Origin of the sequence: Enterobacter sp. EGD-HP1 (assembly GCF_000733275.2) — a bacterium.
Taxonomy (GTDB): domain Bacteria; phylum Pseudomonadota; class Gammaproteobacteria; order Enterobacterales; family Enterobacteriaceae; genus Enterobacter.
On record NZ_AVOP01000023.1, the window covers coordinates 159,091 to 180,840 of the forward strand.

The following is a 21,750-nucleotide window of genomic DNA, read 5'->3' on the forward strand; positions in this document are numbered from 1 at the left end:
GCGCGGGAGGAAACGTGCGACAACTGGCAACAATACTCTTATCTCTGGCGGTGCTTGTCACCGCTGGCTGTGGCTGGCACCTGCGCAATACTACGGCGGTGCCTGCTGAGATGAAAACGATGATTTTCGACTCATCAGATCCGAATGGTCCACTCAGCCGGGCAATTCGTAATCAGCTGCGTCTGAACGGCGTTGAGTTGATTGAGAAAGATACGCTGCGCCAGGATGTACCGTCTCTGCGTCTTCTGGGGATGTCTCTCGGCAAAGATACAGCATCTATCTTCCAGGACGGTCGTACCGCAGAATATCAGATGGTTATGACGGTCAACGCAGCCGTTCTGATCCCGGGTAAAGACATCTATCCGATCAGCACGAAAGTGTACCGTTCGTTCTTTGATAACCCGCAGACGGCGCTGGCAAAAGATGCCGAGCAGCAGATTATCATCAACGAAATGTACGACAAGGCAGCGGAACAACTGATCCGTAAACTGCCTGGTATTGCAGCGTCAACCAAACAAGGATCTGACATTGTTGAAAAACCGGATGCCGGCACGCTTCCTGCTGCCACCTCTCTGGGTAAATGATGATCAGGCTGTATCCTGAACAACTCCGCGCGCAGCTCAATGAAGGGCTGCGCGCGGCGTATCTGCTTCTTGGAAACGATCCGCTCTTACTTCAGGAAAGCCTGGATGCCGTGAGACAGGCGTCAGCCGCTCAGGGCTTTGATGAACACCACACCGTCCAGTTGGATAACAATACCGACTGGAACGCCCTCTTCTCGCTTTGTCAGGCGATGAGCCTTTTTGCATCGCGCCAGACCATTCAGCTCCTGCTCCCGGATAATGGTCCTAACGCGGCCATGAATGAGCAACTCGCCACGCTGGTCAGCCTGTTACATAGCGATCTGCTCTTTATTGTGCGTGGCAACAAGCTTACCAAAGCCCAGGAAAACGCGGCGTGGTTTACCCAGCTCGCAACCCACGCGGTGCAGGTTACCTGTCAGACGCCTGAACAAGCGCATCTGCCTAAATGGGTGGCAGCGAGAGCGAAGCAGAACAACCTTCAGCTGGATGATGCGGCAAATCAGCTGCTCTGCTACTGCTATGAAGGTAACCTGCTTGCCCTGGCGCAGGCGCTCGACAGACTCTCCCTGCTCTGGCCGGACGGCAAACTCACCTTGCCGCGCGTCGAGCAGGCTGTTAACGACGCGGCGCACTTCACGCCTTTCCACTGGGTGGATGCACTGCTGTCGGCGAAGAGCAAACGCGCCCTGCATATTCTGCAACAGCTGCGCCTTGAAGGGAGCGAACCCGTCATTCTGCTGCGTACGCTGCAGCGCGAACTGCTGCTGCTGATTACGCTCAAGCGTCAGTCTGCCCATACGCCGCTGCGTTCGCTGTTTGATAAACACCGCGTGTGGCAAAATCGCAGGGCTTTGACCACCGAGGCCGTCAACCGCCTGAGTCATGAGCAGCTCCGTCAGGCTGTGCAGCTTCTGATGCACGCTGAGCTCACGTTAAAACAAGACTATGGCCAGTCGGTCTGGGCGGAGCTGGAAAGCCTTTCTCTGCTGCTCTGCCACAAGGCGCTGGCAGACGTTTTTATTGATGGATAGTATGCATTCTTTACAGGCCTTGTATGGCGGCACCTTCGACCCGGTACATTACGGGCATCTGAAGCCGGTTGAAATTCTGGCGAATCTGATCGGCCTTCAGCGCGTCACCATCATGCCCAATAATGTCCCGCCCCATCGTCCACAGCCCGAGGCGACCAGCGAGCAGCGGAAAGAGATGCTTGCCCTTGCTATCGCAGATAAACCGCTTTTCCGACTTGACGAGCGTGAGCTGCGTCGCGACACCCCCTCCTGGACATCTCAGACGCTTCAGGAGTGGCGCGCCGAACAAGGGCCAGACCAGCCGCTGGCCTTTATCATCGGCCAGGATTCCCTGCTCAACTTCCCCACGTGGCATCAGTATGAAACCATTCTTCAGAACAGCCATCTTCTTGTCTGCCGCCGTCCTGGCTATCCGCTGACCATGCGCGAAGAGCAGTACCAGCAGTGGCTGGAAGACCATCTCACCGATAACATTGAAGATCTTCACAATCAGCCTGCCGGGAAGATCTATCTGGCGGAAACGCCGTGGTTCGATATCTCTGCGACCCTCATTCGTGAGCGTTTACAGCAGGGTTTAGCGTGTGACGATCTGCTGCCGCCCACCGTGCTGGCCTATATCCATACGCACGGTTTGTATCAGAAAAGCGCAGATGAATAGCCGGAGGGTATAAAAAGCGGCTTATTGTTTATCCTGCCTTGACAGGTTAAGCCATACTGTTATTCTCCGCTGCCAGACTTTCCCGCCGATCGTTGCTTTACAGAAATTGTTTTACAAAAATGGCGATGCAATCTCAGGCGGAGGGTGGGATGATACCCGCCTTCAAAAGCCGGCCGGAGACATTTGTCCCGATACAGGCGTGAGTTCAGGTATACTGTCTGGCTTCGAATTCAAAGTTTTACAATCTCATTCACCCCAGGGGGAAAACTTGCAGGGTAAAGCACTCCAGGATTTTGTTATTGACAAAATTGATGACCTGAAAGGTCAGGACATCATCGCTATCGACGTTAAGGGTAAATCCAGTATTACCGACTGCATGATCATCTGCACCGGTACATCTACGCGTCATGTTGTTTCGATTGCCGATCACGTGGTTCAGGAATCGCGTGCCGCAGGGCTGTTGCCGCTAGGTGTTGAAGGTGAAGCGACGGCTGACTGGGTGGTTGTCGACCTCGGCGATGTGATTGTCCACGTCATGCAGGACGAGAGCCGTCGCCTGTATGAGCTGGAAAAACTCTGGGGTTAATGCGTGAAGTTGCAGCTGGTCGCCGTCGGCACCAAAATGCCGGACTGGGTACAAACCGGTTTTACTGAATATCTGCGTCGTTTTCCAAAAGACATGCCGTTCGAGCTGGTGGAAATTCCTGCCGGTAAGCGCGGCAAGAACGCTGATATCAAACGTATTCTCGATAAAGAGGGCGAACTGATGCTGGCTGCCGCAGGCAAAAACCGCATTGTCACCCTCGATATCCCAGGAAAACCCTGGGATACGCCGCAGCTGGCGCACGAACTGGAGCGCTGGAAGCAGGATGGCCGTGACGTCAGTCTGTTGATTGGCGGACCAGAAGGGTTATCCCCCGCCTGCAAAGCCGCGGCTGAACAAAGTTGGTCCCTCTCCGCGCTGACGCTTCCCCACCCGCTCGTTCGGGTACTGGTGGCAGAAAGCCTGTATCGCGCGTGGAGCATTACTACCAACCACCCCTATCACCGCGAGTAATGACTGACCAGGGTAGATTAAGCAGCGGATGAAACTACAGAATTCTTTTCGCGACTATACGGCTGAGTCCGCGCTGTTTGTGCGCCGGGCGCTGGTCGCCTTTACCGGGATTTTGCTGCTTACCGGCGTGCTGATCGCCAACCTTTATAATCTGCAAATTGTCCGCTTTACCGACTACCAGACGCGTTCAAACGAAAACCGTATTAAGCTGGTGCCTATCGCCCCCAGCCGCGGCATTATTTACGATCGTAACGGCACCCCGCTGGCGTTAAACCGCACCATCTATCAAATCGAGATGATGCCGGAAAAAGTCGATAATGTTCAGGATACGCTGGAAGCACTGAGAAGCGTTGTTGACCTTAACGACGACGATATTGCGGCCTTCAAAAAAGAGCGCGCCCGTTCTCATCGTTTCACCTCGATTCCGGTTAAAACCAATCTGACGGAAGTACAGGTAGCCCGCTTTGCGGTGAATCAGTACCGTTTCCCCGGCGTGGAAGTGAAGGGGTATAAGCGTCGCTACTATCCCTACGGCTCCGCGCTGACGCATGTGATTGGCTACGTTTCCAAGATTAACGACAAAGACGTCGACCGCCTTGATAAAGACGGCAAGCTGGCCAACTACGCTGCTACGCACGATATCGGTAAGCTGGGGATCGAACGTTACTACGAAGACGTTCTGCACGGGCAAACCGGCTACGAAGAGGTTGAGGTTAACAACCGCGGCCGCGTGATTCGCCAGCTGAAAGAAGTGCCGCCTCAGGCGGGGCATGACGTCTATCTGACGCTCGATCTAAAACTTCAGCAGTATATTGAAACCCTGCTGGCGGGCAGCCGTGCAGCCGTCGTGGTCACCGATCCTCGTACCGGTGGCATCCTGGCGATGGTGTCTATGCCAAGCTATGATCCGAATCTCTTTGTTGACGGCATTTCCAGTAAAGACTATTCCGGTCTGCTGAATGACCCGAACACGCCGCTGGTAAACCGTGCGACGCAAGGGGTTTACCCGCCGGCATCAACGGTTAAACCGTACGTGGCGGTCTCTGCGCTGAGTGCCGGCGTCATCAACCGTAATACCAGCCTGTTCGACCCGGGCTGGTGGCAGCTGCCGGGTTCAGATAAGCGCTATCGTGACTGGAAAAAATGGGGCCACGGTCATCTGAACGTCACCAAATCGCTGGAAGAATCTGCGGATACCTTCTTCTATCAGGTGGCGTATGACATGGGTATCGACCGCCTGTCGGAGTGGATGAGCAAATTCGGCTATGGGCATTACACCGGCGTTGACCTTTCAGAAGAACGTTCTGGCAACATGCCAACACGTGAATGGAAGCTGAAGCGCTTTAAAAAACCGTGGTATCAGGGTGACACCATTCCGGTGGGTATCGGCCAGGGTTACTGGACGGCGACGCCGATTCAGATGAACAAAGCCATGATGATCCTCATCAATGACGGCGTGGTAAAAGTGCCTCATCTGCTGCAGAGCACGGTTGAAGACGGCAAAAAAGTGCCGTGGAACCAGCCGCACGAGGCTCCGGTGGGTGACATTCACTCCGGCTTCTGGGAAATTGCGAAAGACGGTATGTACGGCGTAGCAAACCGTCCTAACGGGACCGCGCATAAATACTTCGCCGGTACGCCGTACAAAGTGGCCGCAAAGTCCGGTACTGCACAGGTGTTTGGTCTGAAAGCCAACGAAACCTATAACGCGCACCGCATTGCTGAACGTCTGCGTGACCATAAGCTGATGACGGCGTTTGCCCCTTATGATAACCCGCAGGTCGCGGTGGCGATGATTCTGGAGAACGGCGGTGCCGGACCAGCAGTAGGGACCATCATGCGCCAGATCCTTGACCACATTATGCTGGGTGATAACAACACCGAACTGCCGGCTGAAAACCCGGCCGCCGCTGCGGCGGAGGACCAATAATCATGACGGATAATCCGAATAAAAAATCGCTGTGGGACAAAATCCACATCGACCCAGCCATGCTGCTGATCCTGCTGGCTCTGCTGGTTTACAGCGCCCTGGTTATCTGGAGCGCCAGCGGCCAGGACATCGGCATGATGGAGCGCAAAATCGGCCAGATCGCCATGGGTCTGATCATCATGGTGGTGATGGCGCAAATTCCGCCGCGCGTCTACGAAGGCTGGGCGCCCTACCTCTACATCTTCTGTATTATTTTGCTGGTTGCGGTAGATGCGTTTGGCGCCATTTCAAAAGGGGCGCAGCGCTGGCTGGATCTGGGCGTTGTTCGCTTCCAGCCTTCGGAAATCGCCAAAATCGCCGTTCCATTGATGGTGGCTCGCTTTATCAACCGCGACGTCTGTCCGCCGTCTCTGAAAAACACCGCCATCGCGCTGGTGCTAATTTTCCTGCCGACGCTGCTGGTTGCGGCACAGCCTGACCTTGGCACCTCAATTCTTATTGCCCTCTCCGGCCTGTTTGTCCTTTTCCTGTCGGGACTAAGCTGGCGCCTGATTGGTATCGCGGTGGTGCTGATTGCGGCGTTCATTCCTATCCTCTGGTTCTTCCTGATGCATGATTACCAGCGCCAGCGCGTCATGATGCTGCTCGATCCGGAAACCGATCCGCTGGGCGCGGGGTATCATATTATTCAGTCCAAGATTGCGATTGGCTCCGGCGGCCTGCGCGGTAAAGGCTGGCTGCACGGCACGCAGTCGCAGCTGGAATTTTTACCGGAACGCCACACCGACTTTATCTTCGCCGTACTGGCGGAAGAGCTGGGGCTGGTTGGCATCTTAATATTGCTGGCGCTATATGTACTGCTGATCATGCGAGGATTGTGGATTGCAGCGCGTGCACAAACCACCTTTGGTCGCGTCATGGCTGGCGGGTTGATGCTGATTTTATTCGTTTATGTCTTCGTAAATATTGGTATGGTGAGTGGTATTCTACCGGTGGTAGGCGTACCGCTGCCGCTGGTGAGTTACGGAGGCTCGGCACTGATCGTGTTGATGGCCGGGTTTGGTATCGTGATGTCGATCCATACCCACAGAAAAATGTTGTCAAAAAGCGTATAAAAATAAGGGGATCGGAATGCGTAAGCAGTGGCTGGGGATCTGCATCGCGGCAAGTTTACTTGCGGCCTGCACAAGTGATGATGGTCAGCAACAGGCAACCGTCGCGCCGCCGCAGCCTGCGGTGTGTAATGGCCCGATCGTTGAAATCAGCGGTGCCGATCCCGTTTATGAACCGCTGAATGCCAGTGCCAATCAGGATTACGAGCGCGACGGCAAAAGCTATAAAATTGTTCAGGATCCTTCCCGTTTCAGTCAGGCGGGCTTTGCCGCCATTTATGATGCCGAGCCGGGGAGTAACCTGACAGCTTCCGGGGAAGCATTCGACCCCATGCAGCTGACCGCAGCACACCCGACGCTGCCGATCCCGAGCTACGCCCGTATCACCAACCTGGCGAATGGCCGCATGATCGTCGTGCGTATCAATGACCGCGGCCCCTACGGGAATGACCGGGTGATTTCCCTGTCGCGCGCGTCTGCCGATCGCCTGAACACCTCGAACAACACCAAAGTCCGTATTGACCCGATTATCGTCGCGCAGGATGGTTCGCTCTCCGGGCCGGGTACCGCGTGTACGACGGTGGCAAAACAGACCTATGCCCTTCCTGACCGCCCAAATCTTGACGGCGGAATGGGAAGCGTCTCGTCCCCGGCAGAGCCTGCTCAGCCGGGGGGAGAAATACGCCCCATCAGCAATGACACGCTGCAAAGCGATGATTCAACGGGCGCACCGGTAAAGAGTAGCGGCTTTCTTGGCGCACCGACGACCTTAGCCTCGGGCGTGCTGGAAGGCAGTGAGCCGACTCCGACCCCTGCACCCGTAGCTGCGCCAGCAACCCAGCCGGCTCCCGTAACGGCGCCAGCGGCCACGCAAAGTGCGGCGGTGGCGGCTCCAGCAGCGGCCACGCAAAGTGCGGCGGTGGCGGCTCCAGCAGCGGCCAGCGGCAGCTATCTGGTTCAGGTAGGCGCTGTGAGCGATCAGACCCGAGCCAAACAGTATCAACAGCGTCTGAGCCAGCAGTTTGGCGTACCAGGACGCGTTGAGCAGAACGGCGCGGTCTGGCGAATTCAGATGGGCCCGTTTGCCAGCAAATCGCAGGCAGCCTCCCTGCAGCAGCGTCTGCAGAATGAAGCTCAGCTTCAGTCATTTATCGCTGTTGCGAAATAATTAACCGGCGGTATCCGAATTGTCAGTTTGTGTAAAATACATTCACAAACTCATGCTTAAAGTCGGATGCCTGCCTGAATAGCATTTGCTATAGTAAGGCACTTTTTTTAATTCCATCACGGATGTCGTAGTTCTGACCATGAAGACCACTTTTTCTGCTCGTTTTGTGCAGCGCATGGCGCTGACCACGGCCCTTTGCGCTGCTGCGCTCTCTGCAGCTCACGCCGATGACCTGAATATCAAGACCATGATCCCTGGCGTTCCGCAAATCGACGCGGAATCCTATATCCTGATCGATTACAACTCTGGCAAAGTGCTGGCAGAACAGAATGCCGATGCTCGACGTGACCCGGCCAGCCTGACCAAAATGATGACCAGCTACGTTATCGGCCAGGCGATGAAGGCAGGTAAATTCAAAGAATCGGATCTGGTCACCATCGGTAACGATGCGTGGGCAACCGGGAACCCTGTCTTCAAAGGTTCCTCTCTGATGTTCCTGAAGCCGGGTATGCAGGTTCCTGTTTCCCAGTTGATTCGGGGTATCAACCTGCAGTCGGGTAACGATGCCTGCGTGGCGATGGCCGATTTCGCCGCCGGTAGCCAGGATGCCTTCGTGGGTCTGATGAACAGCTACGTTACCGCGCTGGGTCTGAAAAACAGCCATTTCCAGACCGTACACGGCCTGGACGCAGACGGTCAGTACAGCTCCGCACGTGATATGGCCCTGATTGGTCAGGCGCTCATCCGCGATGTACCTAATGAATACTCAATCTATAAAGAGAAAGAGTTCACCTTTAACGGTATTCGTCAGACCAACCGTAACGGCCTGCTGTGGGATAACAGCCTGAACGTTGACGGCATTAAAACTGGCCATACCGACAAAGCGGGCTACAACCTGGTGGCTTCTGCTACTGAAGGTCAGATGCGTCTGATCTCTGCCGTGATGGGCGGCCGTACCTTTAAAGGTCGCGAAACAGAAAGCAAGAAACTGCTGACCTGGGGCTTCCGTTTCTTCGAAACCGTGAATCCACTGAAAGCAGGCAAAGAGTTTGCGTCTGAACCCGTCTGGTTCGGCGACAACGACCGTGCATCTCTCGGCGTTGATAAAGACCTGTACCTGACCATTCCGCGCGGTCGCATGAAAGATCTGAAAGCCAGCTACGTGCTGAACAGCACCGAGCTGCATGCCCCACTGCAGAAAAACCAGGTTGTGGGCACCATCAACTTCCAACTGGATGGAAAAACGATCGATCAGCGTCCGCTGGTTGTCCTGCAGGAAATTCCTGAAGGCAATTTCTTCGGCAAAATCATTGATTACATTAAATTGATGTTCCACCACTGGTTTGGTTAAAAATTGAACACTTGAAAGTGTGATTTTGATCCCCATATACTAAGTATCCTGATAACTCCCACCTGACGTGGGAGTTATTATTTTTTGACGTTACGCCGGAGCTGACATGAAAACCAAACTTAACGAACTGCTTGAATTCCCTACCTCATTTACCTACAAAGTAATGGGTCTGGCGAAACCTGAGCTGGTTGATCAGGTGGTTGAAGTGGTACAGCGCCATGCGCCGGGTGACTACTCTCCGTCAGTAAAACCAAGCAGCAAGGGCAACTACCACTCGGTTTCTATTACCATTACTGCGACACACATTGAGCAGGTGGAAACGCTGTACGAAGAGCTCGGCAATATCGAAATTGTTCGTATGGTGCTGTAGTCCCTTTGCGGTTACCCGGTTTGCCGGGTAACCCCTCTCCCCCGCTGTGATATACTCCCCCACACCTTTTGTCCCTCGTCTTCGGAGACGCAGTTTTGTATCAGGATAAAATTCTGGTCCGTCACCTCGGGCTGCAACCTTATGAGCCTGTCTCCCAGGCCATGCATGACTTCACCGATTCACGCGATGACAGTACCCCAGATGAAATCTGGCTGGTCGAACACCTGCCGGTATTTACGCAGGGTCAGGCAGGTAAAGCAGAACACCTATTAATGACGGGAGATATCCCGGTTATCCAGAGCGATCGCGGCGGTCAGGTCACTTACCACGGGCCCGGGCAGCAGGTGATGTACGTCCTGCTAAATCTGAAACGCCGAAAGCTGGGCGTGCGTGAACTGGTGACCTTGCTGGAACAAACCGTCGTCAACACGCTTGCGGAATATGGTATTGACGCACATCCGCGCGCCGATGCGCCGGGCGTCTACGTTGGGGAAATGAAGATCTGCTCTCTGGGGCTGCGTATTCGTAAAGGCTGCTCATTCCATGGCCTGGCCTTGAATATTAATATGGACCTCGCACCTTTCCAGCGCATAAACCCCTGCGGCTACGCCGGCATGGAAATGACGCAAATGCGCCAGTGGGTAGAAACCGCTACGCCTGAAAATATTCGTCCCGTGCTTTTGAAGAATGTGTTAGCACTACTTAACAATCCCCCGCACGAATATATCCCTGCTTAATATATCGTACAACAGGGCTCGATAATTTGACGGGCCGCTGTTTATTTACCGTTTTTGCACTTTACAATAATCCACAGATTCTATATTTTCGAAGCGCCCGAATATTACCGCTACATATTATTTAGCCTCCAGCAAGCACGGCAAACACGGCATAAGTAACGTGAGCAATTATCACACAACTGTTTGCTTTTGATAAACAAGTGAAACAAAACCAACACTTTACGAATCTCTACAAGCATAATAAATAAATTCAACTATCATTCATATTGTGAATGAATACGGAGTGAAAGCGTGGAGTATAATAATTTACCAGCCAAACGACTGAATGAACCTGGTGGCGAAGACAAGCCGCAAATTTTTCGGACTTTACGTAATATCGACCTCAATTTACTGACTATTTTTGAGGCAGTATATGTCCACAAGGGTATCGTTAACGCTGCGAAAATTCTTAATCTCACGCCATCAGCAATAAGCCAGTCGATCCAAAAGCTACGCGCTATATTTCCTGACCCGCTATTTATCCGTAAGGGCCAGGGGGTAACGCCTACGGCTTACGCCACGCATCTCCACGAGTACATCAGCCAGGGGCTGGAGTCGATTCTGGGCGCACTGGACTTAACCGGGAGCTATGATAAGCAGAGAACCATCACCATCGGCTGCTCCCCTTCTGTGGGTGTGCTGGTGATGCCGGCGATCTTCCAGGCCGTGAAAGAGCATGCTCCGCAGCTCCTGCTTCGCAATGTGCCGCTCAATGAACCTGACATTCAGCTTGCCCAGTTCCAGACGGACCTGATTATTGAAAGCGGCAGCTTCAGTGCCAGAGCGCTGGGGCAAAATGTGCTCTATGCGGATAACCTGGTGCTGGTTTGCCGACAGCAGCATCCGGTTCTCAGCGAACCGCTGACCATAGAAAATCTGCGCAACTACGACCACTCGTCTTTCATGACCGAAGGGCAATCTAACCATGCGCTTCGTCAGCGTATTGATGAAATTTTCCCGGAACGTCAGATCAGCTTCAGCAGTTACAATATGTTCACCACTGCATCCCTGATCGGCAGCAGCGACATGCTGTGCGTTATGCCATCACGCCTGTTCAGCCTGCTACGAAAATGCTGGCCGCTGGAGAGCATTCCGTTCAGTCAGCTTAATGCAGAATCCATCGAGATTTCACTGCATTACAACAAGTTGAGTTTACGCGATCCGGTCCTGGAAAACGTCATCCGCATCATCCGTCAGGCCTTCTGACAGGTTTAGCCAGCACAAGCCCCTGCACCAGGCAGGGCAAAAGGCACAAAACAACAACTATTTTACAAATTGGCGATCTGGCAGGCTGCTTTAACGACCGTTTCAATGATATACTGCCTGTCGTTCGTTCAAAAATAGTTGATAAATACAACATTCCCTTGAATTGAAACGCTTTCCTTCGATATTCGCAACTGGAACACGCACGCTATGAGTAAACCCATTGTGATGGAACGCGGTGTTAAATACCGCGATGCCGATAAAATGGCCCTTATCCCGGTTAAAAACGTGGCTACAGAGCGCGAGGCGCTGTTAAGAAAACCGGAATGGATGAAAATCAAACTTCCGGCAGACTCTTCGCGTATCCAGGGGATCAAAGCGGCGATGCGCAAGAATGGCCTTCACTCTGTGTGTGAAGAAGCCTCTTGTCCGAACCTTGCTGAATGTTTCAATCACGGTACCGCGACGTTTATGATTCTGGGTGCTATCTGCACCCGCCGCTGCCCGTTCTGCGATGTTGCTCATGGCCGTCCAGTCGCGCCTGATGCTAACGAACCCCAGAAACTGGCGCAGACCATCGCCGACATGGCGCTGCGTTATGTGGTGATCACCTCCGTTGACCGTGACGACCTGCGTGACGGTGGTGCTCAGCACTTCGCTGACTGCATTACGGCCATTCGCGAGAAAAGCCCTAATATTAAAATCGAGACGCTGGTGCCTGACTTCCGTGGCCGTATGGACCGCGCGCTGGATATCCTGACCGCAACGCCGCCAGATGTGTTTAACCACAACCTGGAGAACGTGCCGCGTATCTACCGTCAGGTGCGTCCAGGCGCAGATTACAACTGGTCTCTGAAACTGCTGGAGCGTTTCAAAGAAGCGCATCCGCATATTCCGACCAAGTCTGGTCTGATGGTGGGTTTGGGTGAAACCAATGAGGAAATCATTGAGGTGATGCGCGATCTTCGCCGCCACGGTGTGACCATGTTGACCCTGGGACAGTATCTGCAGCCAAGCCGTCACCACCTGCCGGTACAGCGCTACGTGAGCCCGGATGAGTTCGATGAAATGAAAGCCGAAGCAATGGCGATGGGCTTCACCCACGCTGCCTGCGGCCCATTCGTGCGCTCCTCATACCATGCCGACATGCAGGCAAAAGGCGAAGAAGTTAAATAATGCTGTAATATTCTTTTACAGTAATACAAAAAAACCGGCCTCATGAGCCGGTTTTTTTTCGCAAGCCCTCAGGCGTTGCTGTCACTCTTTGTGAGAAAGCTTGTCAGCCGGGACGTCATCCTCGGCGCTTTTCTTCGCCGCTGCATCATCGTCGTTCATCGCTTTCTTAAAGCCTTTGATGGCAGCCCCCAGGTCACCACCCAGCGTGCGTAACTTCTTGGTACCAAACAGCAGGACGACCAGTGCGGCAACCACCAGCAGTTTGGTAATACTAATCTCACCCATAGATACCTTCTTTACTTAAAACAGGCTGCATTCAGCGCCAAAACCTGACTGTATTAACGGTCATTTAGCGCGTGCACACAATAGCAATCTGTAACAAGGTGAATCAAGCATTGTTGAAAAAAACATCACAATAATTGCGGTGGCGCAAACCGACGATTGCGAAGAACGGGTAATTGCTGACGTGCAAGCGCAATTCTGTCTATGTTTATCTCCACCACCAGCAAATCCGGGGCTTCCGCAGCGGCGGCGATCGTTACCCCCAGCGGATCGACCACCCTGCTTTGCCCGATGTTTTTCGTGCCACATTCCCCAGCGGCAACGACATAACAGGTGGTATCCAGCGCGCGCGCCGCAAGCAGCGTTGCCCAATGGTGCTCTTTTAACGGCCCTCTGACCCACGCGGCAGGCAGTACCAGTACGTCCGCCCCCTGCAGCGCCAGAGAGAGCGCCAGCTCGGGAAAACGCAGGTCATAGCACGTCATCAACCCGATCCTGAATCCGTCAATCTCCAGCAGCGGGGGGATATTGTCTCCGGGGTCAACGCGTCGCGACTCCTGGATGCTGAACGCGTCATAGAGGTGAAGCTTGGCGTAACGTGCAACAATGGCCCCGCCACGAATCGCCACGAGCGTATTCACTGCGCGATCCGGCGTTGAGGGAACATGGATCGTTAAGATCGTCGTCATCGTATTGCCCGCGCTCTGGGCGAGCAGCTGCTGTAAAAATTCGCCGTCCAGCGGCTGCGCGGACTTCACGGATAAATCCGGGTCATTATCATCCCTGGCCAGCAGCGCCTCGGGGAGAACCAACAGCGACGCGCCTTTCTGCCGGGCCTGCTTCATCAGGCTGACGCATGTTCTCACATTCTCATGCCAGTCAGGCGTGACGGCAAACTGCCCTACCGCAACATACATATTTGTCCCCTCATCATAAACGGCGTTAAACTCGCTTCTCTTACACATCAAATAGCAGGTATTTAGCGTGTTACAACTACTTTTAGCCGTTTTTATTGGTGGGGGAACGGGTAGCGTTGCGCGATGGTTTCTCAGTATGCGGTTTAACCCCCTGCATCAGGCGATTCCCATGGGGACGCTTGCTGCTAACCTGATTGGTGCCTTTATCATTGGCATGGGGCTGGCCTGGTTTAACCGAATGACACACATCGACCCAATGTGGAAAGTGCTGATTACCACCGGATTCTGCGGCGGGTTAACCACCTTCTCAACCTTTTCTGCGGAAACCGTTTTTCTCTTTCAGGAAGGCCGTATCGGCTGGGCGCTGATGAATATGGCGATCAATATGCTCGGCTCCTTTGCGATGACGGGGATCGCATTTTGGCTGTTTTCTTCCGCAAGCGCGCATTAACAGCCGAACCGTTAATGTTGGCTTAATTTTTCTCTGTCACTCTGAGTGCAGTACTGAACGAGGGTGACAGAATGAAACAGAGTCTGATGAGCGCAGGCATGGTGTTGTTGAGCGTGCTGATCGTTGCCAGCTTCCTGAAAATATATCTGCTTGGCTGATGCAAAACGAAAAAAACCCGCTCAGTGAGCGGGTTTTGAAATTCTTGCTGACGCGTCTGAATTACAGAGCGATTACGTTAGCAGCAGAAGGGCCTTTGGCACCGTTAGTGATTTCGAACTCTACACGCTGACCTTCAGCCAGAGTTTTGAAACCATTAGACTGGATTGCAGAGAAGTGTACGAACACGTCTTTGCTGCCATCTTCAGGAGTAATGAAACCGAATCCTTTGGACTCATTAAACCACTTAACGTTACCTTTAATCTTAGACATCAAAATTACCTTTACATTAAAAAACGACACAAATGCTGTGTCGGTTACCAGTACATCAATTGTGGGACCTTTTGTCCAGCGGATCTTTGATAAAAAGTGACTAAAGTCGCGTTAATTTTCGCTGGCAGATTTTTATCGTTTATGAATCAACGCCTGCGCGTTTTTTCACCACCCCGTAACGTTTTGTCAGTTAAAACTGAAAACGCATCCAGGCGAAGTAAACGTTTCCGTTGTTATAAGTCCCCGGGATGTAGGTCATCTGGAACGTTGCGGGGCCATAGCCAATAGAGGCCAGCGGCAGCAGCACCGGGATCGGGATGTACTTCCAGTTGTCACGCGCGGTAACACCAGCGGTATAGCCCAATCCAACGTGGAAGTTGTCGTCCGCTAGCGGACGCCAGGTTTTTTCCCAACCATAACCCCCAATCGGCTCCCATTTGTTAAACGAGTCTTTGAAGGCCATCAGATAGATGCCATGCCAGTTTCCCTTTTCATCCCAGCGCGACTGACCAAAGCCCGCGCCCCACGGACGCTCGTTGTATTTATCGGTTTTCTCTTTGTCATAAGCAAAACGCGCATGCCACGTTATTGCCGGAACATAGAGATCATAATGTTCAGGTGCCGTCCATGTCTGGGAAACATTATCCGTAAAGGTTGAGAACCAGCCTTTATCCGCCGCGTTCCCTTCTGCCTGTGCAACAGATGAAAACGTTAACTGCCCAAAAATAAACAACAAAATAGAGAAAAATGTATTACGTACGATCACAATGCAATTACCATTCTTAGTATTCGAGGCAAAGTTTATCATAAAATAGTTGAATCAAGGCTTAACGGCATCGGCGTTATTCCTAATTATTCGGCCTCTTTCCGGGAATATTCTTAAAGAAAGCGAGAGAAACGCGCAAATAAACCTACCGGAGGTGTGGTTTTTCCCGTTAAGCCCTGTTAATCAGTGACATGCAAAACCATACAAAACATTAACAATTTGTTATCATTATTGGGACGTGTTGCACTATTTCTGACGGTCAAGGGCCTCATGACATAAATGTATGGGCCATGGCAAAAACACGGTTGTTCTGTTCTCTAGTCGTCTGTTTATTGATTTTAATCAGCAAGAACAGGCCAATTATTCGGCACATTTTCATCCTTATTTTTTTATTGATTTTTTGTGCTCCATTGCAGCAGAGATACAGGGGAAATCATGCTTACGTTATTCGAGCTCCTTATTGGAGTCGTCGTCATTGTCGGCGTCGCGCGCTACATCATTAAAGGCTACTCGGCCACGGGCGTATTATTTGTTGGCGGTTTAACACTGCTGATTATCAGCGCAATAATGGGGCACCAGGTGTTACCCGCCAGCGCGGCCAGCACCGGTTACACTGCTACAGATATCGTTGAATACATTAAAATATTGCTCATGAGCCGCGGCGGCGATCTGGGCATGATGATCATGATGCTGTGTGGTTTTGCGGCCTACATGACCCACATCGGCGCCAACGACATGGTCGTTAAGCTTGCCTCCAAACCCCTGCAATACATCAACTCGCCGTATCTGCTGATGGTCGCCGCCTATTTCCTCGCCTGCCTGATGTCGCTGGCCGTTTCGTCGGCTACCGGACTTGGCGTACTGCTCATGGCGACGCTGTTCCCGGTCATGGTGAACGTCGGTATCAGCCGCGGTGCGGCCGCGGCAATTTGCGCGTCTCCGGCAGCCATTATTCTCTCCCCAACCTCCGGCGACGTTGTGCTGGCGGCAAAGGCGGCGGAGATGTCACTCATCGACTTCGCCTTTAAAACCACGCTACCGATCTCGATTGTTGCCATCGTGGGCATGGGCATCGCGCATTTCTTCTGGCAGCGCTATCTCGATAAGAAAGAAAACATCAGCCATGAAATGATGGACGTGAGTGAAATTACCACTACCGCTCCCGCGTTCTACGCCATTCTGCCGTTCACCCCGATTATCGGGGTGCTGATTTTTGACGGCAAATGGGGTCCACAGCTGCACATCATCACCATTCTGGTCATCTGCATGCTGCTGGCCGCCGTGCTGGAATTTGTACGCGGTTTTAACACGCAAAAAGTCTTCTCGGGTCTGGAAGTGGCGTATCGCGGTATGGCGGATGCCTTCGCTGGCGTGGTGATGCTGCTGGTTGCGGCAGGCGTTTTTGCCCAGGGTCTGAGTACAATCGGCTTTATCCAGAGCCTGATATCTATCGCCACCTCGTTCGGCTCGGCCAGTATTATCCTGATGCTGGTTCTGGTGGTGCTCACCATGCTGGCGGCCATGACCACCGGTTCCGGTAATGCGCCTTTCTACGCTTTCGTTGAGATGATCCCGAAACTGGCACACTCATCCGGTATTAACCCGGCCTATCTCTCCATTCCCATGCTGCAGGCGTCAAACCTGGGCCGTACCATTTCTCCGGTGTCGGGCGTGGTCGTTGCCGTTGCCGGGATGGCGAAAATCTCGCCATTCGAAGTCGTCAAACGCACCTCAGTGCCCGTTTTGGTTGGCCTGATTATCGTGATTATCGCCACGGAAGTGCTGGTACCCGGCGCGGCCTAAGCTAAATTAGGGATATCCAAAAAGCGCCTGCGGGCGCTTTTTGTGCTTTAATAACTTCCAGAAATTAATCGTGCTCATTCGATCAGGAAATCATATGTTCAGGAAGGATATCGTCATCCCGTCTGGCGCAATGGCGCTTGCACTCTGTATCTTCTCCGCACAGGCGGAACCGCTGAAGGCAACACAGTATGGCGATTTCGATCGCTATGTGCTGGCTCTCTCCTGGCAAACCGGATTTTGTCAGAGCATGGTCGAGCGCAACCGGAATGAACCTGACGAATGTCGCCTGCAAAAAGAGCGCGAGAATAAAGCCGATTTCCTGACCGTTCACGGGCTATGGCCCGGCCTGCCGAAATCTATTGCCGCACGCGGCGTGGATGAACGTCGATGGATGCGTTTTGGCTGCGCCACGCGCCCCATTCCGAACATGCCGGAAGTGAAGGCCAGCCGTAAATGCAATGCCGCCGAAACCGGACTGTCGCTTTCCGCTGCCGCAAAGCTCAACGACGTAATGCCGGGCGCAGGTGGGAATTCCTGCCTGGAACGCTACGAATATGCCAAACACGGCGTCTGCTTTGGTTTCGATCCGGATGCCTATTTCGGCACGATGGTGCGGATGAATCAGGAAGTTAAAAGCAGCGCGGTCGGTAAATTCCTCGCCGATAACTATGGGAAATCCGTCAATCGCAGCGACTTTGACAGTGCCGTAGCCAAAAGCTGGGGCAAGGAGAACATCAAAGCGATCAAGCTGACCTGCAACGGCAATCCGGCGTATCTGACCGAGATGCAGATTTCCCTGAAGGCAGACACTATTAACAACCCGCTTTCGGCGGCGTCATTTGCACCGCAGCCACATCCTGGTAACTGCGGAAAACAGTTCGTAATTGATAAAGCCGGTTACTGATCCGCGCCAGGGCGCACCATATCAAACCGGTTATCGTCACTGATGCCGTAGTAAGCCGTCGGCCCACCCGCACGCAGGATGGGCTGCGCTTTTGCCGTCTGGTATATCCCCTCTTCCAGCAGCGTTTCGGCAATATGGATACCGACCACCTCCCCCAGCACCAGCCAGGTATCGACCGGCGTACCGTCGGCACCGGTAAGCTGAATGCACTGCGACAGGCGGCACTCAAAGTTCACCGGGCTTTCTGCGACGCGGGGCGCGTTCACCAGCTGGCTGGCCGTCGGCGTTAGCCCGGCGAAGCTAAATTCATCCCGATCGTGGGGAAGCATCGCTGAGGTTTGGTTCATCGCCTGCGCGAGATCGCGCGTCGCCAGGTTCCAGACAAATTCCTTTGTTTCGGTAATATTACGCACGCTGTCCTTCCAGCCGTTGCTGGAAAAGCCGATGATCGGCGGACGATAGTTAAAGCAGTTAAAGAAGCTATACGGCGCGAGATTCAGCTGACCGGCCTTATCGCATGAGGAGATCCAGCCGATCGGACGTGGACCAATAATGGCGTTCAGCGGATCGTGCGGCAGGCCGTGACCCTGAGACGGTTGGTAGAAGTACATAGTTCTCTCTCGTTGGTGGGCAACGCCCTGATTCAGGATCTCAGCGTAACGTATTCCGCCCGGAATGAAGACTGAATAAATTTCAGCGAAAATTCATATGGACCATGAATGTGACCTTCATCACTTCAAACTTGGGCGCTCAGCCAGTATCATCGGGAGAGTTAAACCCTCGCTGCCAGACGGCGAGGGTTTTCTTTTGGATCGGTTTCTGCGTTACACGCAGCATTAACGACATGGAGTAAAAATGTCCAGACCTACAATTATCATCAATGAGCTCGACGCAGAACGTATCGACCGGCTGCTGGAAAAAGCAGAGTTCGCCTCACTTCCCGTGGCCGACGCCCTGAATGAGGAGCTCGACCGTGCGCAGATGTGCACGCCGGAATCGATGCCGCATGACGTGGTGACCATGAACAGCCAGGTAAAATTCCGCAACCTGACCACCGGTGAAGAGCTGACCCGCACGCTGGTTTACCCGTCGCAGATGACGGACAGCAGCGCGCAGCTTTCTGTGCTTGCGCCTGTGGGTGCCGCACTGCTGGGTCTACGCACGGGTGATACCATCCACTGGGAATTACCGGGCGGCGCCTCTGCCCATCTGGAAGTGCTGGCGCTGCTCTACCAGCCAGAAGCCGCGGGCGATTACCTGCGTTAATCTCTTCTGAATAAGCGCCTACCCGCTTTGCACAGAGGATGCAGCGGCATCCTCTTTCCGCAAATTCACCCCAATTTCTTATATCGCGCAAAAAGCCCTTAATCCACGCTTAATTTGTTTTGGTGCCGTGGGGACGGTCATGAGTGAGATACTGGCTATCACACTTATTTTTCTGATTATTGCGGCGATTATCGTCACGGCCGTGCTTTATCTTGAACGCCACTGGTGAGTGCAGAAATTGCGCTCTTTTAAGATTTTCCCTAGCGAAATAAGAAAACTGACGGGGCGCTTACAGAAACCATATCTATTTTATGGTTGAATGAGTTCAGCGTTTATAAACAAGGAGAAACGGGTATGTATCAGAGAATTATTATGCCGGTTGATGTTTTTGAGATGGAGCTGAGCGACAAGGCCGTTCGCCATGCGGAATTCCTGGCGCAGCAGGACGGTGTCATCCATCTGTTGCACGTACTGCCGGGCTCTGCCAGCCTGAGCCTTCACCGCTTTGCCGCCGACGTGCGTCGCTTCGAGGAGCATTTGCAGCATGAAGCGGAAACTCGCCTGCAGACCATGGTCAGCCACTTCAGCATCGACCCTTCACGGATCAAAACGCACGTCAGATTCGGCAGCGTACGCGATGCGGTAAACGAACTGGCGAACGAGCTGAAAGCCGACGTGGTGGTCATCGGTTCGCGCAACCCTTCCATTACCACGCATCTGCTGGGCTCTAACGCCTCCAGCGTGATCCGCCACACTCACATACCGGTGATGGTCGTAAGATAAAAAAAGAGGCCACCTTTCGGTGGCATCTCGCTATTGCAGGTGTAGCCTTACTTTCTTCTATTATGCGGTTTTGGTGCGAATCAGATAGTCAAACGAACTCAGCGACGCCTTCGCCCCTTCGCCCGTGGCGATGATGATCTGTTTGTACGGCACTGTGGTGCAGTCGCCCGCCGCAAACACGCCCTTCACGCTGGTTTCACATTTCGCATCAATGATGATTTCGCCCATGCGGTTGCGCTCAATCGCGCCTTCCAGCCAGGTGGTGTTTGGCAGCAGACCAATCTGCACGAAGATCCCCGAAAGCTGAACGCTGTGGACGTCGCCGCTCACGCGGTCGCGGTATTCCAGACCGGTCACTTTGCTGCCGTCGCCCTTCACTTCCGTGGTCTGCGCGTTCAGCACGATATCGACGTTTTTCAGGCTGCGAACTTTATCCTGCAGAACTTGATCCGCCTTCATCTCTGGTGCGAACTCCAGCAGGGTTACGTGTTCAACAATCCCCGCCAGGTCGATTGCCGCTTCCACGCCGGAGTTACCGCCGCCGATCACCGCCACGCGTTTACCTTTAAACAGCGGGCCGTCGCAGTGCGGACAGTAGGTCACGCCTTTGGTACGGTACTGATCTTCGCCCGGGACGTTCATGTTGCGCCATTTCGCGCCGGTGGCAATGATAATGCTGCGCGCTTTCAGCACCGCGCCGGATGCGGTTTCAATCTGGTGTAAACCACCCTCGACCGATGCCGGAACCAGCTTGCTGGCGCTCTGGCTGTCGATCACGTCTACGTCGTAGTCGCTGACGTGCGCCTTCAGCGCCCCCGCCAGCTTCTGGCCTTCGGTTTTCGGCACGGAAATGTAGTTTTCGATGTCAACGGTATCCAGCACCTGGCCACCGAAGCGTTCGCCCATCAGGCCGGTACGAATACCTTTACGCGCGGAGTACACCGCTGCCGCCGCACCCGCCGGGCCGGAGCCAACAATCAGCACGTCGTAGGCATCGCGTTTGTTCAGCTCTTCCGCCGCACGTTTTTCTGCGCCGGTATCCACTTTGGCAACGATTTCGGTCAGCGTCATGCGGCCCTGGCCGAACTCTTTGCCGTTCATGTAGACCGCCGGAACGCCCATCACGTTGCGATCTGTGATTTCATTCTGGAAGGTACCGCCGTCAATCGCCGTGTGCTTAATGCGCGGGTTCAGGACTGACATTAGGTTCAGCGCCTGTACCACGTCCGGGCAGTTGTGGCAGGAGAGCGAGTAATAGGTTTCAAACTCAAAATCACCGTCGATATCGCGGATCTGCTCCAGCAGCGCCTGCGCTTCTTTTGACGGATGACCACCGGTCCACAGCAGCGCCAGCACCAGTGAGGTAAATTCGTGACCCAGCGGAGAACCGGCAAAGCGCGGTCCCTGGTCGGAGCCTGGGTTGGCGATCAGGAAGGAGGGCTTACGGACCGGCAGCGCGTTATCTTCTTTAAACGTCACTTTCGGCGACAGCTCGGCGATCTCTGCCAGCAGTTCCTTGATCTCTGCCGATTTGGCGCTGTCGTCCAGCGTGGCAATCAGCTCAACGGGTTTGGTCAGTTTCTCAAGGTAGGCCTTGAGCTGGGTTTTCATGTTTGTGTCGAGCATTGTTCTTCCCTCTCTTAAGACGTCATCATGCAAGCTGCCTTATACGGGCGGCCTGAATGCAACTTGCATCATGGTGCTGGATTGAAATGGGCGCGGGGGGCGCCCAT

The 21,750-nt window shown here is 53.6% G+C and carries 25 protein-coding genes; 19 read left to right on the forward strand and 6 right to left on the reverse strand.

Annotated elements, in window-relative coordinates; translation table 11 throughout:
* Window positions 1-14 precede the first annotated feature (14 nt).
* The 13 genes from lptE (at window position 15) to lipA (ending at window position 12,416) form a co-directional block, all read left to right on the forward strand.
* Window positions 15-584 carry an LPS assembly lipoprotein LptE gene (gene lptE / locus N037_RS14405; RefSeq protein ID WP_032641710.1) on the forward strand — a complete coding sequence of 190 codons (570 nt, stop codon included), beginning with the start codon at window positions 15-17 and terminating at the stop codon, window positions 582-584.
* Window positions 584-1,615 (forward strand): DNA polymerase III subunit delta, encoded by a 1,032-nt coding sequence (gene holA / locus N037_RS14410; protein WP_032641712.1) that lies wholly within the window; start codon window positions 584-586, stop codon window positions 1,613-1,615. The genes lptE and holA overlap by 1 nt, the downstream gene beginning before the upstream one ends.
* Window positions 1,608-2,273, forward strand: a complete 666-nt coding sequence (nadD, locus tag N037_RS14415; protein ID WP_032641714.1) for a nicotinate-nucleotide adenylyltransferase — start codon at window positions 1,608-1,610, stop codon at window positions 2,271-2,273. The genes holA and nadD overlap by 8 nt, the downstream gene beginning before the upstream one ends.
* A gap of 268 nt (window positions 2,274-2,541) precedes the next feature.
* A complete protein-coding gene (rsfS, locus tag N037_RS14420; RefSeq protein WP_023334893.1) occupies window positions 2,542-2,859 on the forward strand; it encodes a ribosome silencing factor in 318 nt (105 codons plus the stop codon).
* Between the two features lie 3 nt (window positions 2,860-2,862).
* The gene (rlmH, locus tag N037_RS14425; protein WP_003858701.1) at window positions 2,863-3,330 is read left to right on the forward strand and encodes a 23S rRNA (pseudouridine(1915)-N(3))-methyltransferase RlmH; all 468 of its coding nucleotides are present in this window, start codon (window positions 2,863-2,865) and stop codon (window positions 3,328-3,330) included.
* Between the two features lie 28 nt (window positions 3,331-3,358).
* Window positions 3,359-5,260 (forward strand): peptidoglycan DD-transpeptidase MrdA, encoded by a 1,902-nt coding sequence (gene mrdA / locus N037_RS14430; protein WP_023334892.1) that lies wholly within the window; start codon window positions 3,359-3,361, stop codon window positions 5,258-5,260.
* Window positions 5,261-5,262: 2 nt separating this feature from the next.
* The gene (gene mrdB, locus N037_RS14435) at window positions 5,263-6,375 is read left to right on the forward strand and encodes a peptidoglycan glycosyltransferase MrdB (protein ID WP_023310746.1); all 1,113 of its coding nucleotides are present in this window, start codon (window positions 5,263-5,265) and stop codon (window positions 6,373-6,375) included.
* A 16-nt stretch (window positions 6,376-6,391) separates the two neighbouring features.
* Window positions 6,392-7,540 (forward strand): endolytic peptidoglycan transglycosylase RlpA, encoded by a 1,149-nt coding sequence (gene rlpA / locus N037_RS14440; protein ID WP_032641716.1) that lies wholly within the window; start codon window positions 6,392-6,394, stop codon window positions 7,538-7,540.
* A 139-nt stretch (window positions 7,541-7,679) separates the two neighbouring features.
* Entirely contained in the window at window positions 7,680-8,891 is a 1,212-nt protein-coding gene (gene dacA / locus N037_RS14445) for a D-alanyl-D-alanine carboxypeptidase DacA (protein ID WP_014069323.1), read from the forward strand.
* Between the two features lie 106 nt (window positions 8,892-8,997).
* Complete coding sequence (gene ybeD, locus N037_RS14450; RefSeq protein WP_006177135.1) at window positions 8,998-9,261, forward strand: DUF493 family protein YbeD; 264 nt, start codon at window positions 8,998-9,000, stop codon at window positions 9,259-9,261.
* Between the two features lie 95 nt (window positions 9,262-9,356).
* On the forward strand, window positions 9,357-9,998 hold the full coding sequence (gene lipB / locus N037_RS14455) for a lipoyl(octanoyl) transferase LipB (RefSeq protein ID WP_023334889.1): 642 nt from the start codon (window positions 9,357-9,359) through the stop codon (window positions 9,996-9,998).
* Window positions 9,999-10,289: 291 nt separating this feature from the next.
* On the forward strand, window positions 10,290-11,243 hold the full coding sequence (locus tag N037_RS14460) for a YbeF family transcriptional regulator (protein WP_032641720.1): 954 nt from the start codon (window positions 10,290-10,292) through the stop codon (window positions 11,241-11,243).
* A 207-nt stretch (window positions 11,244-11,450) separates the two neighbouring features.
* Window positions 11,451-12,416, forward strand: coding sequence for a lipoyl synthase (gene lipA / locus N037_RS14465; RefSeq protein ID WP_023334887.1), 966 nt, complete (start codon window positions 11,451-11,453; stop codon window positions 12,414-12,416).
* A gap of 81 nt (window positions 12,417-12,497) precedes the next feature.
* On the opposite strand, the gene tatE is transcribed toward lipA, so the two are convergent.
* Window positions 12,498-12,701: a twin-arginine translocase subunit TatE gene (gene tatE, locus N037_RS14470; RefSeq protein ID WP_023310742.1), complete on the reverse strand. Its 204-nt coding sequence runs from the start codon at window positions 12,699-12,701 to the stop codon at window positions 12,498-12,500.
* 125 nt (window positions 12,702-12,826) lie between these two features.
* Window positions 12,827-13,615 (reverse strand): deaminated glutathione amidase, encoded by a 789-nt coding sequence (locus N037_RS14475; RefSeq protein ID WP_032641722.1) that lies wholly within the window; start codon window positions 13,613-13,615, stop codon window positions 12,827-12,829.
* A gap of 67 nt (window positions 13,616-13,682) precedes the next feature.
* Here N037_RS14475 and crcB point away from each other — a divergent pair, with 67 nt between their 5' ends.
* Window positions 13,683-14,066 carry a fluoride efflux transporter CrcB gene (gene crcB, locus N037_RS14480; RefSeq protein ID WP_008501029.1) on the forward strand — a complete coding sequence of 128 codons (384 nt, stop codon included), beginning with the start codon at window positions 13,683-13,685 and terminating at the stop codon, window positions 14,064-14,066.
* A 219-nt stretch (window positions 14,067-14,285) separates the two neighbouring features.
* Here crcB and cspE read toward each other — a convergent pair whose 3' ends face one another.
* A complete protein-coding gene (gene cspE / locus N037_RS14485; RefSeq protein WP_002439184.1) occupies window positions 14,286-14,495 on the reverse strand; it encodes a transcription antiterminator/RNA stability regulator CspE in 210 nt (69 codons plus the stop codon).
* A gap of 190 nt (window positions 14,496-14,685) precedes the next feature.
* A complete protein-coding gene (gene pagP / locus N037_RS14490; protein ID WP_023334885.1) occupies window positions 14,686-15,303 on the reverse strand; it encodes a lipid IV(A) palmitoyltransferase PagP in 618 nt (205 codons plus the stop codon).
* Between the two features lie 393 nt (window positions 15,304-15,696).
* Here pagP and dcuC point away from each other — a divergent pair, with 393 nt between their 5' ends.
* Entirely contained in the window at window positions 15,697-17,064 is a 1,368-nt protein-coding gene (dcuC, locus tag N037_RS14495; protein WP_032641727.1) for an anaerobic C4-dicarboxylate transporter DcuC, read from the forward strand.
* 130 nt (window positions 17,065-17,194) lie between these two features.
* Window positions 17,195-17,968, forward strand: a complete 774-nt coding sequence (gene rna, locus N037_RS14500) for a ribonuclease I (protein WP_435786250.1) — start codon at window positions 17,195-17,197, stop codon at window positions 17,966-17,968.
* Here rna and N037_RS14505 read toward each other — a convergent pair.
* On the reverse strand, window positions 17,962-18,579 hold the full coding sequence (locus N037_RS14505; RefSeq protein WP_032641733.1) for a flavin reductase family protein: 618 nt from the start codon (window positions 18,577-18,579) through the stop codon (window positions 17,962-17,964). The genes rna and N037_RS14505 overlap by 7 nt on opposite strands.
* Window positions 18,580-18,823: 244 nt before the next feature.
* Between N037_RS14505 and rnk the strand changes: the two genes are divergently transcribed.
* The 3 genes from rnk (at window position 18,824) to uspG (ending at window position 20,017) form a co-directional block, all read left to right on the forward strand.
* Window positions 18,824-19,234 (forward strand): nucleoside diphosphate kinase regulator, encoded by a 411-nt coding sequence (gene rnk / locus N037_RS14510; RefSeq protein ID WP_032641735.1) that lies wholly within the window; start codon window positions 18,824-18,826, stop codon window positions 19,232-19,234.
* A gap of 139 nt (window positions 19,235-19,373) precedes the next feature.
* Window positions 19,374-19,463: a small membrane protein YldA gene (yldA, locus tag N037_RS25355; RefSeq protein ID WP_023334879.1), complete on the forward strand. Its 90-nt coding sequence runs from the start codon at window positions 19,374-19,376 to the stop codon at window positions 19,461-19,463.
* A 125-nt stretch (window positions 19,464-19,588) separates the two neighbouring features.
* On the forward strand, window positions 19,589-20,017 hold the full coding sequence (uspG, locus tag N037_RS14515) for a universal stress protein UspG (protein ID WP_023310731.1): 429 nt from the start codon (window positions 19,589-19,591) through the stop codon (window positions 20,015-20,017).
* 60 nt (window positions 20,018-20,077) lie between these two features.
* On the opposite strand, the gene ahpF is transcribed toward uspG, so the two are convergent.
* Complete coding sequence (gene ahpF, locus N037_RS14520) at window positions 20,078-21,643, reverse strand: alkyl hydroperoxide reductase subunit F (RefSeq protein WP_032641737.1); 1,566 nt, start codon at window positions 21,641-21,643, stop codon at window positions 20,078-20,080.
* Window positions 21,644-21,750 lie beyond the last annotated feature (107 nt).

Excerpts from the sequence above, each read along its gene's own strand:
- cspE (WP_002439184.1), bottom strand. The coding sequence starts at position 14,495 with ATGTCTAAGATTAAAGGTAACGTTAAGTGGTTTAATGAGTCCAAAGGA.
- holA (WP_032641712.1), top strand. The coding sequence starts at position 584 with ATGATCAGGCTGTATCCTGAACAACTCCGCGCGCAGCTCAATGAAGGG.
- nadD (WP_032641714.1), top strand. The coding sequence starts at position 1,608 with ATGGATAGTATGCATTCTTTACAGGCCTTGTATGGCGGCACCTTCGAC.
- rna (WP_435786250.1), top strand. The coding sequence starts at position 17,195 with ATGGCGCTTGCACTCTGTATCTTCTCCGCACAGGCGGAACCGCTGAAG.
- yldA (WP_023334879.1), top strand. The coding sequence starts at position 19,374 with ATGAGTGAGATACTGGCTATCACACTTATTTTTCTGATTATTGCGGCG.
- mrdA (WP_023334892.1), top strand. The coding sequence starts at position 3,359 with ATGAAACTACAGAATTCTTTTCGCGACTATACGGCTGAGTCCGCGCTG.
- rlpA (WP_032641716.1), top strand. The coding sequence starts at position 6,392 with ATGCGTAAGCAGTGGCTGGGGATCTGCATCGCGGCAAGTTTACTTGCG.
- N037_RS14475 (WP_032641722.1), bottom strand. The coding sequence starts at position 13,615 with ATGTATGTTGCGGTAGGGCAGTTTGCCGTCACGCCTGACTGGCATGAG.
- lipA (WP_023334887.1), top strand. The coding sequence starts at position 11,451 with ATGAGTAAACCCATTGTGATGGAACGCGGTGTTAAATACCGCGATGCC.
- ybeD (WP_006177135.1), top strand. The coding sequence starts at position 8,998 with ATGAAAACCAAACTTAACGAACTGCTTGAATTCCCTACCTCATTTACC.
- N037_RS14505 (WP_032641733.1), bottom strand. The coding sequence starts at position 18,579 with ATGTACTTCTACCAACCGTCTCAGGGTCACGGCCTGCCGCACGATCCG.
- dcuC (WP_032641727.1), top strand. The coding sequence starts at position 15,697 with ATGCTTACGTTATTCGAGCTCCTTATTGGAGTCGTCGTCATTGTCGGC.
- mrdB (WP_023310746.1), top strand. The coding sequence starts at position 5,263 with ATGACGGATAATCCGAATAAAAAATCGCTGTGGGACAAAATCCACATC.
- rnk (WP_032641735.1), top strand. The coding sequence starts at position 18,824 with ATGTCCAGACCTACAATTATCATCAATGAGCTCGACGCAGAACGTATC.
- dacA (WP_014069323.1), top strand. The coding sequence starts at position 7,680 with ATGAAGACCACTTTTTCTGCTCGTTTTGTGCAGCGCATGGCGCTGACC.
- uspG (WP_023310731.1), top strand. The coding sequence starts at position 19,589 with ATGTATCAGAGAATTATTATGCCGGTTGATGTTTTTGAGATGGAGCTG.
- pagP (WP_023334885.1), bottom strand. The coding sequence starts at position 15,303 with ATGATAAACTTTGCCTCGAATACTAAGAATGGTAATTGCATTGTGATC.
- tatE (WP_023310742.1), bottom strand. The coding sequence starts at position 12,701 with ATGGGTGAGATTAGTATTACCAAACTGCTGGTGGTTGCCGCACTGGTC.
- ahpF (WP_032641737.1), bottom strand. The coding sequence starts at position 21,643 with ATGCTCGACACAAACATGAAAACCCAGCTCAAGGCCTACCTTGAGAAA.